General features: G+C 68.3%; 17 protein-coding genes. 7 read left to right on the forward strand and 10 right to left on the reverse strand.

All coding sequences use genetic code 11. The features are described 5' to 3' along the window. Nucleotides 1–5: 5 nt before the first annotated feature. From ACFOPI_RS01345 to ACFOPI_RS01355, 3 genes are read left to right on the forward strand one after another with little or no spacing between them, the layout of a single operon-like run. The gene (locus ACFOPI_RS01345; RefSeq protein ID WP_382169984.1) at nt 6–344 is read left to right on the forward strand and encodes an NIPSNAP family protein; all 339 of its coding nucleotides are present in this window, start codon (nt 6–8) and stop codon (nt 342–344) included. Next, on the forward strand, nt 341–685 hold the full coding sequence (locus ACFOPI_RS01350) for an antibiotic biosynthesis monooxygenase family protein (RefSeq protein WP_382169986.1): 345 nt from the start codon (nt 341–343) through the stop codon (nt 683–685). Before ACFOPI_RS01345 ends, ACFOPI_RS01350 begins: the two co-directional genes overlap by 4 nt. A 5-nt stretch (nt 686–690) precedes the next feature. Beyond that, nucleotides 691–1,380, forward strand: coding sequence for an ArsR/SmtB family transcription factor (locus ACFOPI_RS01355; RefSeq protein WP_382169988.1), 690 nt, complete (start codon nt 691–693; stop codon nt 1,378–1,380). Here ACFOPI_RS01355 and ACFOPI_RS01360 read toward each other — a convergent pair. Next, nucleotides 1,371–2,291 (reverse strand): LysR family transcriptional regulator, encoded by a 921-nt coding sequence (locus ACFOPI_RS01360; RefSeq protein ID WP_382169990.1) that lies wholly within the window; start codon nt 2,289–2,291, stop codon nt 1,371–1,373. The two genes, ACFOPI_RS01355 and ACFOPI_RS01360, sit on opposite strands and share 10 nt — an antisense overlap. A 98-nt stretch (nt 2,292–2,389) precedes the next feature. On the opposite strand from ACFOPI_RS01360, the gene ACFOPI_RS01365 reads away from it, so the two are divergent. Both ACFOPI_RS01365 and ACFOPI_RS01370 read left to right on the forward strand, forming a co-directional pair. Next, nucleotides 2,390–3,175, forward strand: coding sequence for an SDR family oxidoreductase (locus ACFOPI_RS01365; protein WP_382169991.1), 786 nt, complete (start codon nt 2,390–2,392; stop codon nt 3,173–3,175). A gap of 93 nt (nt 3,176–3,268) precedes the next feature. Beyond that, nucleotides 3,269–3,925, forward strand: a complete 657-nt coding sequence (locus tag ACFOPI_RS01370) for an NAD(P)H-binding protein (RefSeq protein WP_382169993.1) — start codon at nt 3,269–3,271, stop codon at nt 3,923–3,925. A 46-nt stretch (nt 3,926–3,971) separates the two neighbouring features. On the opposite strand, the gene ACFOPI_RS01375 is transcribed toward ACFOPI_RS01370, so the two are convergent. Together ACFOPI_RS01375 and ACFOPI_RS01380 are read right to left on the reverse strand one after the other, a co-directional pair. Then, on the reverse strand, nt 3,972–4,847 hold the full coding sequence (locus ACFOPI_RS01375; RefSeq protein WP_382169995.1) for an alpha/beta fold hydrolase: 876 nt from the start codon (nt 4,845–4,847) through the stop codon (nt 3,972–3,974). A gap of 66 nt (nt 4,848–4,913) precedes the next feature. Then, complete coding sequence (locus tag ACFOPI_RS01380) at nt 4,914–5,519, reverse strand: glutathione S-transferase family protein (protein WP_382169996.1); 606 nt, start codon at nt 5,517–5,519, stop codon at nt 4,914–4,916. Between the two features lie 113 nt (nt 5,520–5,632). Here ACFOPI_RS01380 and ACFOPI_RS01385 point away from each other — a divergent pair, with 113 nt between their 5' ends. Then, the gene (locus tag ACFOPI_RS01385) at nt 5,633–6,628 is read left to right on the forward strand and encodes a helix-turn-helix transcriptional regulator (RefSeq protein WP_382169998.1); all 996 of its coding nucleotides are present in this window, start codon (nt 5,633–5,635) and stop codon (nt 6,626–6,628) included. Between the two features lie 51 nt (nt 6,629–6,679). Here ACFOPI_RS01385 and ACFOPI_RS01390 read toward each other — a convergent pair whose 3' ends face one another. Continuing rightward, entirely contained in the window at nt 6,680–7,252 is a 573-nt protein-coding gene (locus ACFOPI_RS01390; RefSeq protein WP_382170000.1) for a hypothetical protein, read from the reverse strand. A gap of 6 nt (nt 7,253–7,258) precedes the next feature. On the opposite strand from ACFOPI_RS01390, the gene ACFOPI_RS01395 reads away from it, so the two are divergent. Then, entirely contained in the window at nt 7,259–7,411 is a 153-nt protein-coding gene (locus ACFOPI_RS01395) for a hypothetical protein (RefSeq protein ID WP_382170002.1), read from the forward strand. Nucleotides 7,412–7,508: 97 nt separating this feature from the next. Here ACFOPI_RS01395 and ACFOPI_RS01400 read toward each other — a convergent pair whose 3' ends face one another. The 6 genes from ACFOPI_RS01400 to uca form a co-directional block, all read right to left on the reverse strand. Further along, on the reverse strand, nt 7,509–7,820 hold the full coding sequence (locus ACFOPI_RS01400; protein ID WP_382170004.1) for a DUF3144 domain-containing protein: 312 nt from the start codon (nt 7,818–7,820) through the stop codon (nt 7,509–7,511). A 72-nt stretch (nt 7,821–7,892) separates the two neighbouring features. Then, nucleotides 7,893–8,405 (reverse strand): hypothetical protein, encoded by a 513-nt coding sequence (locus ACFOPI_RS01405; RefSeq protein WP_382170006.1) that lies wholly within the window; start codon nt 8,403–8,405, stop codon nt 7,893–7,895. Between the two features lie 33 nt (nt 8,406–8,438). Beyond that, the gene (locus ACFOPI_RS01410) at nt 8,439–9,005 is read right to left on the reverse strand and encodes a hypothetical protein (protein WP_382170008.1); all 567 of its coding nucleotides are present in this window, start codon (nt 9,003–9,005) and stop codon (nt 8,439–8,441) included. 64 nt (nt 9,006–9,069) lie between these two features. Further along, entirely contained in the window at nt 9,070–9,834 is a 765-nt protein-coding gene (locus ACFOPI_RS01415) for a hypothetical protein (protein WP_382170010.1), read from the reverse strand. A 94-nt stretch (nt 9,835–9,928) separates the two neighbouring features. Continuing rightward, a complete protein-coding gene (gene atzF, locus ACFOPI_RS01420; RefSeq protein ID WP_382170012.1) occupies nt 9,929–11,764 on the reverse strand; it encodes an allophanate hydrolase in 1,836 nt (611 codons plus the stop codon). 16 nt (nt 11,765–11,780) lie between these two features. Further along, nucleotides 11,781–15,407 (reverse strand): urea carboxylase, encoded by a 3,627-nt coding sequence (uca, locus tag ACFOPI_RS01425; protein ID WP_382170014.1) that lies wholly within the window; start codon nt 15,405–15,407, stop codon nt 11,781–11,783. Between the last annotated feature and the right edge of the window lie 60 nt (nt 15,408–15,467).

A 15,467-nucleotide genomic window follows, 5' to 3' on the forward strand; every position in this document is an offset into this window, starting at 1 on the left:
ACACCATGCCCATCACCTGCTTCATCCGATACCAGATCGACCCGTTCCAGCGCGAGGCCTTCCGCCGTTACGCCGAGGCCTGGGGTCGCATCATTCCCCGCTGCGGCGGCAACCTGCTGGGCTACTTCCTGCCGCACGAAGGCAGCAATGACATTGCCTGGGGCCTGATCGGTTTTGACAGTCTCGCGGCCTACGAGCGCTACCGCGCCGTGCTGCGCACCGACCCCGAAGGCCGCGCCAACTTCGAGATGGCGCAGGCGCAGCGCTTCATCCTGCGCGAAGAGCGCAGCTGGCTCGAAGACGTGGCCGGCACCGTCCACCAGCCGCGGCAGGTGACGCCGTGATCGCGGTCATCTTCGAGGTCGAGCCGCACGAGGGCGCGGCGCAGCGCTACTTGGACACGGCGGCCAGCCTGTTGCCCGAGCTGCAGGCCATGGACGGCTTCATCTCGGTCGAACGCTTCAAGAGCCTGGCCCGGCCGGGGCGCTACCTGTCGCTCAGCTTCTGGCGCGACGAAGCCGCCGTGCGCGCCTGGCGCGGCCAGGACCACCACCGCGCTGCGCAGCAGGCCGGGCGCTCGGCAGTGTTTGCCGACTACCGCCTGCGCGTGGCCGCGGTGCTGCGCGACTACGGCCTGCACGAACGCGCGCAGGCACCCGAAGACTCCCGGGCTGCGCTACGCTGAGGGCCATGACCCGCACCCCGCACGAACCCCGCCTCGCCCGCGTGGCCGCCATGGTGGCCGACCCGGCGCGATCGCGCATGCTGGCCTACCTGCTCAGCGGCGAATGCGCCAGCGCCAGCGAGCTGGCCCGCGCCGCGTCCGTGACGCCCGCCACCGCCAGCGGCCACCTGACCCAGTTGCTCGAAGCGCGCTTTGTGGTCTGCGAGCCGCGCGGCCGCCACCGCTACTACCGACTCGCCGACGCCGACGTGGCCCACGCGCTGGAGGCCCTGGCCGTGGTGGCCGAACGCGGCGACCACGAACAGCAGTGGGCCTCGCCCGAACGGGCACGCCTGCGCGAGGCGCGCTGCTGCTACGGGCACCTGGCGGGGCGCCTGGGCACCCGGCTGTTCGACGGCCTGATGGCGGCCGATGGACTGCAGCCGGCGAGCAGCGGCTACACGCTCACGAACAGCGGCCGCGCCTGGCTGCTGCGGCTGGGGTTCGAGGCGCCCGAGCCCGGCAAGAAGCGGCGCTACGCCTACCCCTGCCTGGACTGGTCCGAGCGGCGCGATCACCTGGCGGGCGAGCTGGCCGACCGGCTGTACCTGCACCTGGTGGCGCAAGGCTGGGTGCGGCGGGGGACGGGGCGGGATGTGGCGGTGACGCCGGTGGGGCAGAGGACGTTGTTGCCCCTGTTGGCCCCTCAAGCTTGAGGGGCCGGCTTGGCCAGGTCGCGGTCCAGCAGGCAATCGATGAAAGCGCGCAGCGCCGCGGGTTGGTGGTGCCGGTTCGAGTAATAGACGAACAGGCCCGGGCGCGTGATCGACCAGTCGGCCAGCACCTGCACGAGCTGTCCCTGGGCGAGGTGCTCGTCGACGCGTTCGCGGTCGAAGGCGTAGGCGATGCCCAAGCCTTGCAATGCGGCGGCGACGCCGACATCCGAGTGGTTGGTGACCAGGGGCCCGGACACCGCCACTTCGATCCGCCGGCCCCTTTTCTCGAACTCCCACTGGTAGGCCCGGCCGTCGGTCTGCAGCCGCCAGTTGATGCAGGCGTGGTGATGCAGGTCGGCGGGTGATTGGGGCAGACCGCGCCGCGCCAGATAGTCCGGCGACGCCACCGCGACCATCTTCACGTCCGGCGTCAGGCGCACGGCGATCATGTCTTTCTCCAGCCGCGCGCCCACCCGGATGCCCGCATCGAAGCGGCCCGCGACGATGTCGCTCAGCCCGTCGTCGACCACGATGTCCAGCGTCACGTCCGGGTGCGCACGGTGAAACCGGCCCAGCCGCGGCGCGATGATCTGCCGCGCCGCCATGCCCAGGGTGTTGATGCGCAGCGTTCCGCTCATCTGCCCCGCTGCCGCGCTGGCCTCGGCCACGGCGTCGTCCATGGCCCGGAACAGCGGCGCGATGCGGGCGTGCAGCTGTTCGCCCGCTGCCGTCGGCGCCACGCTGCGGGTGGTCCGGTTCAGCAGCCGCGCGCCCAGCCGCGCTTCGAGCTGGCGGATGGTCTGGCTCAGCGCGGACGGCGACACACCGAGGTGCTCGGCGGCCCGCGCAAAGCTGCTGCGCTCGACCACGGCGGCAAAGGCTTTCAGTTCGGCGAAGTCGGAGCCGCGCATTGTGTATCAATTGCTAAACAACCCGTTCAGATTCTAGGTGATTCACTAATTTCTCTGACGCTTGCATCCTGAGGGCTCCAACCAACAGGAGTCTTCACATGACGAGCTTCGATCTTCAACTTCAGGGTAAGCGCGCCCTGGTCTCGGGCGGCACCAAGGGCGTGGGCGCCGCCGTGGTGCGCGGCCTGCACGCGGCGGGCGTGCAGGTGATGACGACGGCGCGTTCGCTGCCCGCAACGGCCATCGACGGCGTGACCTGCATCGCCGCCGATCTCACCACGGAGCAAGGCGTGGCGGACGTGGCGCAGTCGGTGCTCAGCCAATGGGGCGGCGTGGACATCCTCGTCAACGTATTGGGTGGCTCCAGCGCGCCGGGCGGCGGTTTCGCGGCCCTGGACGATGCGCACTGGTTCAACGAACTGAACCAGAACCTGATGCCCGCCGTGCGGCTCGACCGCGCGCTGTTGCCCGCCATGCTGGCCCAGGGTTCCGGCGTCGTTGTTCACGTCAGCTCGATCCAGCGCCTGCTGCCGCTGCCGGAATCGACGACCGCCTACGCCGCAGCCAAGGCGGCCCTGTCCACCTACAGCAAGGCGCTGTCGAAAGAGGTGACGCCCCAGGGCGTTCGCGTGCTGAGCGTCGCGCCCGGCTGGATCGAGACGGAGGCCTCGGTGGCGCTGGCCGAGCGGCTGGCCCGCCAGGCCGGGACGGACTACGAGGGTGGCCAGCGGATCATCATGCAGTCGCTGGGGGGCATCCCGCTCGGACGCCCGGCCCGGCCGGAAGAGGTGGCGGATCTGATCACCTTCCTGGTGTCGCCGCGCGCGGGCTCCATCTCGGGCTCGGAGCACCTGATCGACGGCGGCACGGTGCCGACGGTCTAGGGCCCGGCAGTGGCGCTGGCCCGAGAGGGGGACAATCGGCCGATTCGCCCCGCGGCACATGCGGCGCGTGCTGTGCCCACCGGAGACCACGCCATGAACCCCACCCGCACCGTGCTGCTCGCCGGCGCCACCGGCCTGGTGGGCGGACAGATGCTGCAAGCCCTGCTGGCCGACCCCACGGTGGCGCAGGTGCACGCGCTGACCCGCCGCGACCTGCCGCTCAGCCACCCGAAGCTGCGGCCCCTGCGCGTCGACTTCACCCATCTGCCGGCGCTGCCGCCTGCCGACGAGCTCTACCTCGCTCTGGGCACCACCATCAAGGTGGCGGGCAGCCAGGCGGCCTTCCGCGCGGTGGACTTCGACGCCAACCTCGCGGTGGCGCGCGCCGCCGTGGCCGCGGGCGTGCGCCGCATCGGCCTGGTCAGCGCGGCCGGTGCCAGCGCGCAGTCGTCGGTGTTCTACAACCGCGTCAAGGGCGAGCTGGAAGACGCGCTCAAGGCCCTGGACCTGCAGGCCCTGGTGCTGGCGCAGCCTTCACTGCTGCTCGACCTGCGCGACGGGCTGCAGCAGCCCCCGCGCCTGGGCGAACGCATCGCCATTCCCATCGCCCGCGTGCTTGCGCCGCTGATGCCGGGTGCGTATCGACCGGTGCACGCGCGCGCAGTCGCGCTGGCCCTGGTGCGCACGCTGCCCACCGCGCAGGGCGTGGTGGTGCTGGCGTCGGACGAGCTGGCGCGCATCGGCCGCTGAGGCGCCCACGCCAGACCGGCGCCTTCCGGTGCGCGGCCTTCCGCCGCTACGCCGCGTGGGCGCGCAGCCAGGCCACGATGTCGGCGGTCACCTCGTCGCGGTTGGTTTCGTTGAGGATCTCGTGGCGGCCGCCGGGGTACAGCTTCACCGTCACATCGGCCAGGCCCGCGTCGCGGTAGCGCTGGCCCAGCAGCTGGATCAGCGCGCCGCCGCCGGCCAGCGGGTCGGCGTCGCCGGAGGCGATCAGCACCGGCAGGTCGCGGCGGATGCCGGCCAGCCGCGCCGGGTCCGCCACGCGGGGTGCGGGCTCGAACAGGGCGGGGATCACATCGGCCGGCACGTCCCAGCCGCACCAGGTGTTGGCCACGTAGGCGTCCACCTCGGCCGGGTCGCGCGACAGCCACTCGTAGCCCGTGCGGTGTTCAAAGCCGGCGTTGAAGGCTTCGAGCCCGGCCGGTGCGTCCGCGGGCGCGTTGGCCATGGCCGCGCCGAACGCGTCCAGCGCCGTCGAGCCGGACAGCACCACGCCCGACCAGGTAGACGAGTGGTCGAGCATGGCCGCCTGCGCGGCGAACGACCCCATCGAATGCCCGAACAGGAACACCGGCAGGCCGCCGTGCTGGGCACGGAGCAGGGCGCCGAACTGGGCCACGTCGGCGATCAGGCCACCGAAGCCCGCGGCGCCGAAGTCGCCCAGCCGCCCGTTGGCGGTGCGCCCGTGGCCGCGGTGGTCGACCGCGTGGACCACGAAGCCGGCCGCGTTGAGCGCCCGGGCAAAACGGTCGTAGCGCTCGCCGTGCTCGGCCAGCCCGTGGGCGATCTGCACCACGCCGGTGGAGGGGCCGTCCACGTCGGCCCAGGTGTAGGTCACAACCTGGGTGCGGTCGGCGTCGGAGATGAAGGAGGAGGAAGAGGTGGTCATCGGACCATTCTCTCCCTGCACCCCCTCTTCCAGACCTAGTGAAAACGGCAGGGGGCTTGGGCGCGGTCAAGCGTCGATCTGCATCGCCGGGCGCGCCTGCACCTTCTGCAGCCAGGCGTTCGTGGTCGGGTGCGCCGCCACCGGGGCGCCGAGGTAGACGCTGTAGCCGATCACCGAGGCCACGATCAGGTCGGCCAGCGTGTACGCCTCGCCCAGCAGCCAGGGCCGCTGGCTCAGGCGGCCGTCGAGCACGGTGAGCAGTTCGTCCAGGGCCTTGTGCGCCGCAGTGCCGTGCGCGTCGTCGGGCGTGCCCATGTCTTTCGCGGCCTGCAGCCGCACCAGCTGCGCGCCGTAGGTCACGTAGGCCCAGGTGCTCCATGACATGGCCTGCAGGTGTTCGGGCGTGCCGCCGGCCGGCCACAGGCCGCTCTTCACCCCATACGTGTGACCCAGCCACAGCTCGATGGCCAGCGCCTCGAACATCGGCGCGCCGTCCACCGTCATCGTGGGCACCTTGCCGTTGGGGTTCAAGGCCAGGTAGTCGGGCCGGCGCTGCTCGCCGGTGGTGATGTCGACCTTGACGCGCTCGTGCGGCACGCCGAGTTCGGCGAGGGCGCAGGCGACCGGGGTGGCGCTGGACATGGGGTGCCAGTAAAGAACAATCTGGGACATGAGGGGCTCCTTGAGGGTTTGGACAGCGGGCCCGGCACCGCGCCGAACCCGTGGCCGCAATGTCGCGCCCATTGCGGACAGCTTCTGCCCTCAATAAAAGCTAGAGTGCGACCATGCTGTCATCGTCCTCGCGCCTGCTGCGTGTCCTCTCGCTGCTGCAGACCCGCAGCCACTGGGCCGGCCCCGAGCTGGCCGAGCGGCTGGCGGTGCACCCGCGCACGCTGCGGCGCGACATCGACCGGCTGCGCCAGCTCGGCTACCCCATCCACGCCAGCAGCGGCGTGGCGGGCGGCTACGCGTTTCGCGCGGGGCAATCGCTGCCGCCGCTGCTGCTGGACGACGAAGAGGCGCTGGCGGTGGCCATTGCCCTGCAGATCGCCGCGGCCGGCACCGTGAGCGGTGTGGAAGAAAGCTCGCTGCGCGCGCTGGTGAAACTGGAACAGGTGATGCCCACCCGCCTGCGCCGCCGCACGGGCGCGCTGCGCTCGGCCATCGTGCCGGTGCAGCGCATGGGGCCCACCATCGACGCCAGCGTGCTGGCCACGCTGGCCACCGCCTGCCGCGACCAGCTGCAGGTGGGCTTCAGCTACCGCGACCTGCGCGGCCAGGCCAGCGTGCGCCAGGTGCAGCCGCACGGGCTGGTGCACACCGGCCACCACTGGTACCTGGTGGCCTGGGACCCGGCGCGCGACGACTGGCGCACCTTCCGCATCGACCGCGTGCAGGGCACACCCCGCACCGGCGCGCACTTCGCGCCACGCCCGCCGCCCGCGGGCGACCTGCGCGCCTACGTCACCGGGGCCATGGCCGGCGTGCACCAGCAGGGCGAGCAGGCGCGCGTGCTGCTGCACCAGCCGCGCGAGGTGATGGCGAAAACCATCCCCCCATCCGCCGCCGCGCTGGAAGCCATCGACGACGCGCACTGCCTCATGCTCTGCGGCACCGGCCAGCTGGACTCGCTGGTGTACTGGCTGATGGCGCTGGACGTGGAGTTTGATGTGCTGGAGCCACCCGTGCTGAAGGAGCGGCTGCGCCGGGCGAGTGAGCGGGTGGGGCGGAGCTTGGCGCGTGGGGGCGAGGATGGCCGGCTGCCTGAACCCCACCCCTAACGCGAAGCCGCTTTCGACCCGCGGCGCGCCAATGGCCCTTGCGAGAGACCTTTAGACACTCTCTAGCGAGGGACCCTTTTCGCGCTTGATTAGCTGTTTTCCCTTCGGCAGCGTCAAGTACTTCAATGCTTGTTCGGGCGTGAGCCCAAAGGTGAAGCTCGCAGGGCCACGTGAAGTCGTTCCGTACCCATATCCGCTCAGCAAACTGAGCCCATTGAAAGACAGTTCGGCGACTCCTCCATCGTTGCAGCGAACAGTGGCAACGCCTGTCTTCGATCCCGTGTAACGAAACTGCCCTACGCACTTCAGATTCGGGTCCACGACCGATGCGATGTCGATGGTTCCGGTTCGATCCATGTAGCCCACGGCTTCGCCAGTAAACAGGTCGTCAGCGAGGATGGCCAATACAGGGGACTTGGCGGATGTGAGACCGAGCCTCGCACCACTCTCATTTGCACAGCCCGCAGCGGCAACAGCCAAGAAGACAGCGAGGGATAGACGAATCTGCATGGGTTCCAACAAAAGATAGAAATTCAGAGTGCGCAGCCGCATAGCGGCGGCAAGGGGCTCGAACTGTAAACGGACCCATCCGCCGCCACGCTGGAAGCGATCGACGACACGCACTGCCTCATGCTCTGCGGCACCGGCCAGCTGGACTCGCTGGTGTACTGGCTGATGGCGCTGGACGTGGAGTTTGATGTGCTGGAGCCACCCGTGCTGAAGGAGCGGCTGCGCCGGGCGAGTGAGCGGGTGGGGCGGAGTTTGGCGCGGGGTGGGGGTTGAGGCAGCTATTTGCCGGCGATGCACGAACTTCGGAGTTCGCACCACCCACTGCATTCAGCCAAGAACAACAAGCGTAGGCAACAGCGCCCCAACGGCATCAGGCAGCATCAGGAGACCCGTTCGGGCGCATGTACTGCTCGAAGTTGCCGATGTAGTCATCAAGGTTCTCCTCGAGCATGGCCTTGTATTGCTCGACAAAATACTTGACGGTCTCATCGCGCCTGGCCTTCATGGCTTCGACATCCTCGGCCCAGGTCGCGGCATTCCATGCCTGAAACCTCGCGCTCCCGTACATCAGCGATGCGCTGACTTTGCCTCGCCCGGTGTCGGCGCAGTGTTCATTGGCAAGTCGGATGTGAGCATCCGCTCGATCAAGAAAGGTGGGATCTTTGTTGAGGTCGACACCCATCAGTGTTCTCCCGTATGGCGCTGAAGGTGGTCCAGCTGGTTATTGAAATGGATGAAAACGGTGGCCTAGGAATCAACGGTCGTCGAGCCATTCAAGGACTTCAAGCGCGAGTCCGGGAGTCGACATTTCAAGAACGACCTCGGCCATCGCGTGCTGCCCCAAGGTGGCTGCGATGGCAGCTGTTGCGCATGCAGCAAAGTCTGGATCAGTGCGCCCGGAAGCGGCTTCTGCCACCAGCGCAGGAAGGCGCTGAAGAGCCGCAAAGTAGCCGTCCGCCAAGTCAGGCGGAATCGGCGTCCCCTGCTTGGCTCGGCAGATTTCCACCCATGCAGGGAAATGAAAAAAGGAAACATCTGCCTTTATCGGCGACGTTGATAGAGCGGCAATGACATGCGGGATCGCTGCGAACGAAGCTGAGTAGACATTGCCCTGATGGGCCAGAGCACTCCAAAGGGTGAACCACGGCTCTGCCTGCCCTTCAGACACGGGCAGGTCCTGGAGTTGGCGCAGCAACGGTGGAATGTCGGAAGCCTGGCCGTAGGCATGTTCAAGCGCGGACCAACGAGAACTTTCAAGACTCAGCATCAAGGCATGCTCCATACGGCCAAGGTGTCACCATCAGTCCCACCACACGCGAACCCTGCGTCCATCCACACCAAACTCATCCGCCTTGAGATCACCAACAAACACCTGACGCAGTTCATCGACGAGCCTGTCGTTCTCGGCGTCGGTGATCCTTGTGCCTTGAACACTGGTCTCAGCCTCTTCACGCTGATGAGTCCAATGGGGCAGCTCAATGTAGAGGACAGGCGAACCTTCGCGGCCGAATTCCAAACGCGATATCCGACCTCGCAGCTTCTCGACCGCTGCGGCGACCCGCTCACCGTTGAACTCGTTGTATTCCTTCACCAACCTGATCAGCGGCGCAGCTTGGGTTGTTCCCAGGAACGGCGTCAGAAACGCTGTGGATTGGAAACGCTGCCCTTCGTTCAGACCGAACCCGAGTCGAACAAAGGCTTCAGCGGCCTGCTGGTCCACTTCGAGCGGAAGCACCAGCTTCTGCCCATCGGACGACTCCGCTTCAGCGGCTATGGTGGGAGGAGCCTCCAATTCAACGTGGTAACCAACGCCTTCTGTACAAGCGCCCAACAGAATCAAAGTAAGGACGGCCACGACTGGCTTCATAGCTTTTCCACGGGATACGAGCTGAAAGAGCGCCTGCAGAAAGCGGTTTGTGTCTGCGGTCCCCTCAGGTGGCAAGGAAACCAGCAACCCGTGCATCCGTCTCCAATGCAGCAGCAATGGCAGGCAGTTGGTCATACTCCACAAAGTCCAGCAAAAAAAGGTCCTCGGCAGCGTGACCAGCAGGTGAGACATATGCGTACTCGACCTCAAGCTGGAAGTTCTCTCGAATCTCTTCGGTTTCGCGTTGACCATCGAAGTCAGCAGAGAACATTTTGGCAAACGAGCTGCAAACAACGAGTGGGAAGTCCAGGACCGCCAGCACGCTATATGACGATCCAGCAGGACGACTTCCCTTCGCGGATTGCAAACGGAGGGAAACCAGCCCGTTCAAGGCTTGATTCAAGGCTTTGTAGAAGGGCTCGGCGTCTGGGCCGCGGTTGTTCGATGACGTAAATAGCTTAGCGACCCGGTCACCGACAAGATAGTGGTGCTCGTTCGTGTACTGGTTGTTCGGACGGAACGGACCACTGGTGCACAAAACCTGCTCCACGGCCTTCTTGTTCTTGCTCGTAAACCAGAAGACCGAATATCCGGGAACGAATTTGCATTCGACAAAAAGTCGAACTACTACGTCGCCTAGACCCGCCGCAATGGAAACCGACTTTTCGACAACAAGATCGATTTCTCTGGCCTTTTGCTGAGTCTGGTCCATGTAGTAAGGGCTGACGCTGACCCTCCAGCCTTCCGCCATGAACCAACGAGCAACCTTGGCATGAAAGTTGTTGCCACTTCCATCGATCAGTTCTTGAACCTGTGTGGGGATTGACATTGATCCTTGCTCCCATGAAGCCAATCGCTTTGGCGTTGAGCAAACAGGATATCAACACGCCCACGTTCAATGCCCAATCAATGCGGCTGTTCGGTCATCTGGCACGCGCCAACCACACCCGCCAGCTCCCCAACTCCGTGATCTCGGTCCCCCCCTCCACCCCCACCGCCTCGCACACAAACCCGCTCACCCACGACCCATCCGCCAGCTTCACCTTGCCGATGCCCAGTGGCGCGGGGATGCCGTCGACGAAGCTGCCGAAGTGTTCGGCGGGCAGTTCCCAGACTTCCATGTGAATGGCGGCGCCGCCTTCGTTGACGCGCACCATGCCCGGCCGCTGGACCTGGCCGCCGGCGAGGGCGTAGAACTTGTATTCGGGCGCGGACTGCACCGCGCCAAGCAGGCGCGCGCCGCGCTGGGTGAGTTGCCAGTTGAGCGGCAGGCCGCTGAGGTGTGCGCCGCAGACGGCGACCTTGACGGTGCCGGCGGTGTGGCTGCCTTTGGGCAGATCGGTGCCGATGGCGGGGGTGTCGGCCAGCTTCGCTGATGTGGCGCCGAGTGACAGAGCAGCCTGCGCGCGGTGGAAGCGATCGGCCAGGCGCAGCAGGGGCACGTCCTTGAACGCGGGCGCGGCCAGGGTCACGCCCCAGGGCAGGCCTTGTGCGTCGCCTTCGGCCTGGAAGCCTGCGGGCACCGCGACGGCGGCGTAGTCCAGCAGGTTCATGAAGTTGGTGTAGTAGCCCAGGTTGCTGTTCAGGCGGATCGGGTCGGCCTGCATGTCGGCGATGCGGTAAATCGTCCCCGCCGTCGGCGTGAGCAGGCAGTCCACGTCTTTCCACACCGCGTCGCACACGCGCTTGAGGGCCTTGAGCTTGTAGCTGGCGGCGAACGCATCGGCGGCGGTCTTGGTCTTGCCGCCTTCGATGATGGTGCGTACGGGCGGGAACACGGCCTCGGGCTGCGCGTCGATGAAGTCTTTGATGGCGACGTAGCGCTCGGCCACCCAGGGGCCTTCGTAGAGCAGGCGCGCGGCTTCGAGGAAGGGCGTGAGGTCGATCTCGACGGCGGTGCCGCCGAGGGCGTGCAGGCGCTCGATGCTTTGCGCGAACAGTTCGACGGCCGCGTCGTTGCCGAAGAAGTTGAGGTCTTGCGGGCGCGGCACGCCGAAGCGGAACGGACCGGCCGAGAAGTCGACGCCGAAGGGCTTGGCGGCGCGGCTGAAGGCGTCGGCCTCGTCGGGCACTGCGGCCACGGCCAGCACGGCCTGCGCATCCGCCGCGGTGAGCGCGAAGATGGAGACGGTGTCCACCGACCGGCAGGCCGGCACCACGCCAGTGGCCGAGAGCAGGCCGATGGTGGGCTTGAGGCCGACGAGGTTGTTGAAGCTGGCGGGCACGCGGCCCGAGCCGGCGGTGTCGGTGCCCAGCGAGAAGCTGACCCAGCCCTTGGCCACGCTCACGGCCGAGCCGGCACTGGAGCCGCCCGAAACGAAGTCCGGGTTGAAGGCGTTGCGGCAGGCGCCGTAGGGCGAGCGGGTGCCGTTGAGGCCGGTGGCGAACTGGTCGAGGTTGGCCTTGCCCAGCGGCACGGCGCCGGCCGCGATGAGCTGCTGCACGAGGAAGGCGCTCTCGCCCGGCGTGTACGCGTATTCGGGGCAGCCCGCGGTGGTGGGGATGTGCGCGAGGTCGATGTTGTCCTTTATGGCGAAGGGCACGCCGTAGAGCGGCAGGCTGGCCGGGTCCACGCCGTCGAGGTGCGCCACGTAGGGCTCGATCTCGGCGTCGGTCAGGCGGTGGATGAAGGCGTGGTGCGCGTCGGTCGCGCAGCGGCGCATGGCCTCGGCGATGACGGCGCGCACGGGGGTGCCGGCGGCGTAGGCGGCGCGCAGGCTGGCGAGGTCGAAGGACAGGTCTTGCAGGTTCGTTGTCATGGGTGGCTCCGTGAGTTCAGTCTTCGGATACGAGCACCAGCACGTCCTGGCCGGCGGCCACGGGCGCGCCTTCGCGGCACATGAGGCGGTGCACGGTGGCGTCCTGCGGGGCTAGCACGCTGAATTCCATCTTCATGGACTCGACGACGAGCAGCACGTCGCCCGCGGCCACGCGCTGGCCTTCGCTGACCAGCACCTTCCACACGCTGCCGGGCACGCTGCTGGCCAGCGGGCGGCCGCCGGGCGGCAGGTCCAGCTCGACGCTGGCGTCGGCCGCGGCCACGTCGGCATCGCCCGCGTAGCTGAGCTGGCCGCTGGCGGCCCAACGCTCGCGCTCGGCGTCAAAAGACGCCTGCTGCTGCGCCTTGAAGGCGCCAATGCTCGATGCGTTGTCGGCCAGGAAGCGGCGGTAGTCGCGCAGGCTGAACGTGGTCTCTTCGATCTGCAGCGCGTAGCCGCCGTGCGGGAAGGCGGCGCGGATGCGCAGCAACTCGTCCTGGTCCACCGGTACGAAGCGGATCTGGTCGAAGAAGCGCAGCAGCCAGGGCTGCTCGAACACCGAGCCCGACTCGCCGTGGCGCCAGCGGTTCCACATCTGCAGCGTGCGGCCGACGAACTGGTAGCCGCCGGGGCCTTCCATGCCGTAGACGCAGAGGTAGGCGCCGCCGATGCCGACGGCGTTCTCGGGCGTCCAGGTGCGCGCGGGGTTGTACTTGGTGGTCACCAGGCGGTGGCGCGGGTCCACCGGCGTGGCCACCGGCGCGCCCAGGTAGACGTCGCCCAGGCCCAGCACCAGGTAGCTGGCGTCAAACACGACCTTGAACACGTCGTCGATGCTGTCCAGCCCGTTGATGCGGCGGATGAACTCGATGTTGCTCGGGCACCAGGGCGCGTCGGGCCGCACCGACTGCATGTACTTCTCGATGGCGAGTCGGGTCTGCGGGTCGTCCCAGCTGAGCGGCAGGTGCACGACGCGGCTGGGCACTTCCATGTCGTCGACCGCGGGCAGCGCGGCCTCGGCCTCCACCAGCACCTTGAGCAACTCGGCGCGCGAGACCTTGGACGGATCGAAGTGCAGCTGCAGCGAACGGATGCCGGGTGTCATATCCACGATGCCGGGCAGCGTGCCTGCTGTGATGCGCGCTTGCAGCGCCTGCATGAGCACGTGCACACGCAGGCGCAGCTCGATGTCGAGCACCAGCGGGCCGAACTCGACCAGCATGTAACGGTCGCCGGCCTGGCGCACCACCATGGCGGGCACGGCCTCGTCTTCGCGCGCCGGGTCGGCCAGCACGATGGGCGTGGGGTGGGCTGACGCGTCGTCGGCGGGTTGCGGCGGCAGCGACTGGCGCAGCGTGGCCAACGCGGCCTCGACCATCGCGCTGCGGTCCAGCGCCTGGTCCAGCGAGAGGCGGTGGAAGCGCACCGTGTCGCCGGGGCGCAGCTGGCCGAGCTTCCAGAGTTCGGCGTCCACCACCACGGCGGGGCAGACGAAGCCGCCGAGGCTGGGGCCGTCGGGGCCGAGGATGACCGGCATGTCGCCGGTGAAGTCGATGGCGCCGATGGCGTAGGCGTTGTCGTGGATGTTGGACGGGTGGAGGCCCGCCTCGCCGCCGTCAGCCCGCGCCCACTGCGGCTTGGGGCCGATCAGGCGCACGCCGGTGCGGCTGGAGTTGTAGTGCACCTCCCAGTCGGTGGCGAAGAAGGTGGCGACGTCGCCTTCCGTGAAGAAGTCCGGCGCGCCGTGCGGGCCGTAGAGCACGCCCACGTCCCAGTGGTGGGTGAAGGTGGGCACGGTGTCCGGCGCGGCGCTCACGCCCGCGGTGCCGGCGCCGGGCGCGGCCAGGTGCAGCACGTCGCCGGTGCGCAGGTGGCGGCCGGCGTGGCCGCCGAACTGGCCGAGCGTGAAGGTGCTGCGGCTGCCCAGGTAGAGCGGCACGTCGAAGCCGCCACCGACCGCGAGGCACAGGCGCGCGCCGGCCTCGGCGCGGCCGATGGTGAGCACGCTGCCGGCGGCCACGCGGTGGCTCTGCCACATCGGCAGCGGCGCGCCGTCGAGCACCACCTTGACCGGTGCGCCGGTCACGGCGATCACCGCGTCGGCGTTGAAGCGCAACGTGGGGCCCGAGAGCGTGATCTCCAGCGCGGCCGCGTCGTCGGCGTTGCCCACCAGGCGGTTGGCCATGCGGTGCGCGTAGGCGTCCATGGGGCCGCTGGGCGGCACGCCCACGTCCCAGTGGCCGAGGCGGCCCGGCCAGTCCTGCACGCTGGTCTGCACGCCGGGCTCCACCACCTCCACCGTCGCGGGGCGGAAATGGAAGCTGTTGAGGAAGCGAGTCACCTGCCGGCCTTCGCGGAACACCGGGTCGCGCACCACCTGGCGCAGGTAACCCAGGTTGGTCTCGATGCCGGCCAGGCGCGTGGCGGCCAGCGCAGCGTCGAGCTTTTGCAAAGCCTGTTCGCGGTCGGGCGCGGTGACGATGAGCTTGGCCAGCATGGGGTCGTACCAGGCGGGCACCTCGGTGCCGCGCTCGACCCAGCCGTCCACGCGGGCATCTTTCGGGAACACCACCTCGGTCAGCAGACCGGCGCTGGGCTGGAAGTTCTTCGCCGGGTCTTCGGCGTACAGCCGCACCTGGATGGACGCGCCTTGTGGCGTGGGCGCCAGCGTGGCCAGCGGCGGCAGATCACCGGCGGCGAGCCGCACCATCCACGCCACCAGATCGACCCCGGTGACCTGCTCGGTGACGCCGTGTTCCACCTGCAGGCGGGTGTTGACTTCGAGGAAGTAGAACTGGCCGGTGGCGGCGTCGTAGACGAATTCCACCGTACCGGCCGAGCGGTAGTTCACCGCCTGCGCCAGGCGCACGGCGGTGGCGTGCAATTCGCTGCGCTGCGCGTCGCTCAGCCCCGGCGCAGGCGTCTCTTCGATCACCTTCTGGTTGCGCCGCTGCACCGAACAGTCGCGTTCGCCCAGCGCGAGCACCGTGCCCGCGCCGTCGCCGAAGACCTGCACCTCGATGTGGCGCGCCTGCTCGACGTACTTTTCCAGGAAAAGGCCGGCGTCCTTGAAGTTGGCGCTGGCCAGGCGCTGCACCGAGGCAAACGCATCGCTCAGTTCGTCTTCGCTCCACACCAGGCGCATGCCGATGCCGCCGCCGCCGGCCGTGCTCTTGAGCATGACCGGGTAGCCGATGCGCAGCGCCTCGGCGCGGGCCTGCGCTGCGTCGGCCAGCAGACCAGTGCCGGGCAGCAGCGGCACGCCGCGCTGTTCGGCCAAGTTCCGCGCCGTGTGCTTGAGGCCGAAGGCGCGCATCTGGTCCGGCGTGGGGCCGATGAAGGCAATGCCGGCGTCTTCGCAGGCCTGGGCGAAGCCCGGGTTCTCCGACAGGAAGCCGTAGCCGGGGTGGATGGCCTCGGCGCCACAGTCTTTGGCGATCTGCAGGATGCGCTCGGCCTTCAGATAACTTTCGGCCGCAGGTGCGGGGCCGAGCAAATACGCCTCGTCGGCCTCGCGCACATGACGCGCCTGCGCGTCGGCCTCGGAATACACGGCCACGCTCTGCACGCCCAGGGCTTTGAGCGTGCGGATGATGCGGCAGGCGATGGCGCCGCGGTTGGCGATCAGGACCTTGCGGAACATGGGCTCTCCGGTGGCAGGCCGTCCTGCCGAGGGGTGTCGCGCAGCAGGCCGTCCTGCTGG

The organism is Hydrogenophaga luteola, assembly GCF_042648585.1.
Taxonomy (GTDB): Bacteria; Pseudomonadota; Gammaproteobacteria; order Burkholderiales; family Burkholderiaceae_C; genus Hydrogenophaga; species Hydrogenophaga luteola.

Excerpts from the sequence above, each read along its gene's own strand:
- ACFOPI_RS01400 (WP_382170004.1), bottom strand. The coding sequence starts at position 7,820 with ATGGGTGTCGACCTCAACAAAGATCCCACCTTTCTTGATCGAGCGGAT.
- atzF (WP_382170012.1), bottom strand. The coding sequence starts at position 11,764 with ATGACAACGAACCTGCAAGACCTGTCCTTCGACCTCGCCAGCCTGCGC.
- ACFOPI_RS01410 (WP_382170008.1), bottom strand. The coding sequence starts at position 9,005 with ATGAAGCCAGTCGTGGCCGTCCTTACTTTGATTCTGTTGGGCGCTTGT.
- ACFOPI_RS01345 (WP_382169984.1), top strand. The coding sequence starts at position 6 with ATGCCCATCACCTGCTTCATCCGATACCAGATCGACCCGTTCCAGCGC.
- ACFOPI_RS01380 (WP_382169996.1), bottom strand. The coding sequence starts at position 5,519 with ATGTCCCAGATTGTTCTTTACTGGCACCCCATGTCCAGCGCCACCCCG.
- ACFOPI_RS01375 (WP_382169995.1), bottom strand. The coding sequence starts at position 4,847 with ATGACCACCTCTTCCTCCTCCTTCATCTCCGACGCCGACCGCACCCAG.
- ACFOPI_RS01415 (WP_382170010.1), bottom strand. The coding sequence starts at position 9,834 with ATGTCAATCCCCACACAGGTTCAAGAACTGATCGATGGAAGTGGCAAC.
- ACFOPI_RS01360 (WP_382169990.1), bottom strand. The coding sequence starts at position 2,291 with ATGCGCGGCTCCGACTTCGCCGAACTGAAAGCCTTTGCCGCCGTGGTC.
- ACFOPI_RS01365 (WP_382169991.1), top strand. The coding sequence starts at position 2,390 with ATGACGAGCTTCGATCTTCAACTTCAGGGTAAGCGCGCCCTGGTCTCG.
- ACFOPI_RS01405 (WP_382170006.1), bottom strand. The coding sequence starts at position 8,405 with ATGCTGAGTCTTGAAAGTTCTCGTTGGTCCGCGCTTGAACATGCCTAC.
- ACFOPI_RS01370 (WP_382169993.1), top strand. The coding sequence starts at position 3,269 with ATGAACCCCACCCGCACCGTGCTGCTCGCCGGCGCCACCGGCCTGGTG.
- ACFOPI_RS01355 (WP_382169988.1), top strand. The coding sequence starts at position 691 with ATGACCCGCACCCCGCACGAACCCCGCCTCGCCCGCGTGGCCGCCATG.
- ACFOPI_RS01385 (WP_382169998.1), top strand. The coding sequence starts at position 5,633 with ATGCTGTCATCGTCCTCGCGCCTGCTGCGTGTCCTCTCGCTGCTGCAG.
- uca (WP_382170014.1), bottom strand. The coding sequence starts at position 15,407 with ATGTTCCGCAAGGTCCTGATCGCCAACCGCGGCGCCATCGCCTGCCGC.
- ACFOPI_RS01395 (WP_382170002.1), top strand. The coding sequence starts at position 7,259 with ATGCTCTGCGGCACCGGCCAGCTGGACTCGCTGGTGTACTGGCTGATG.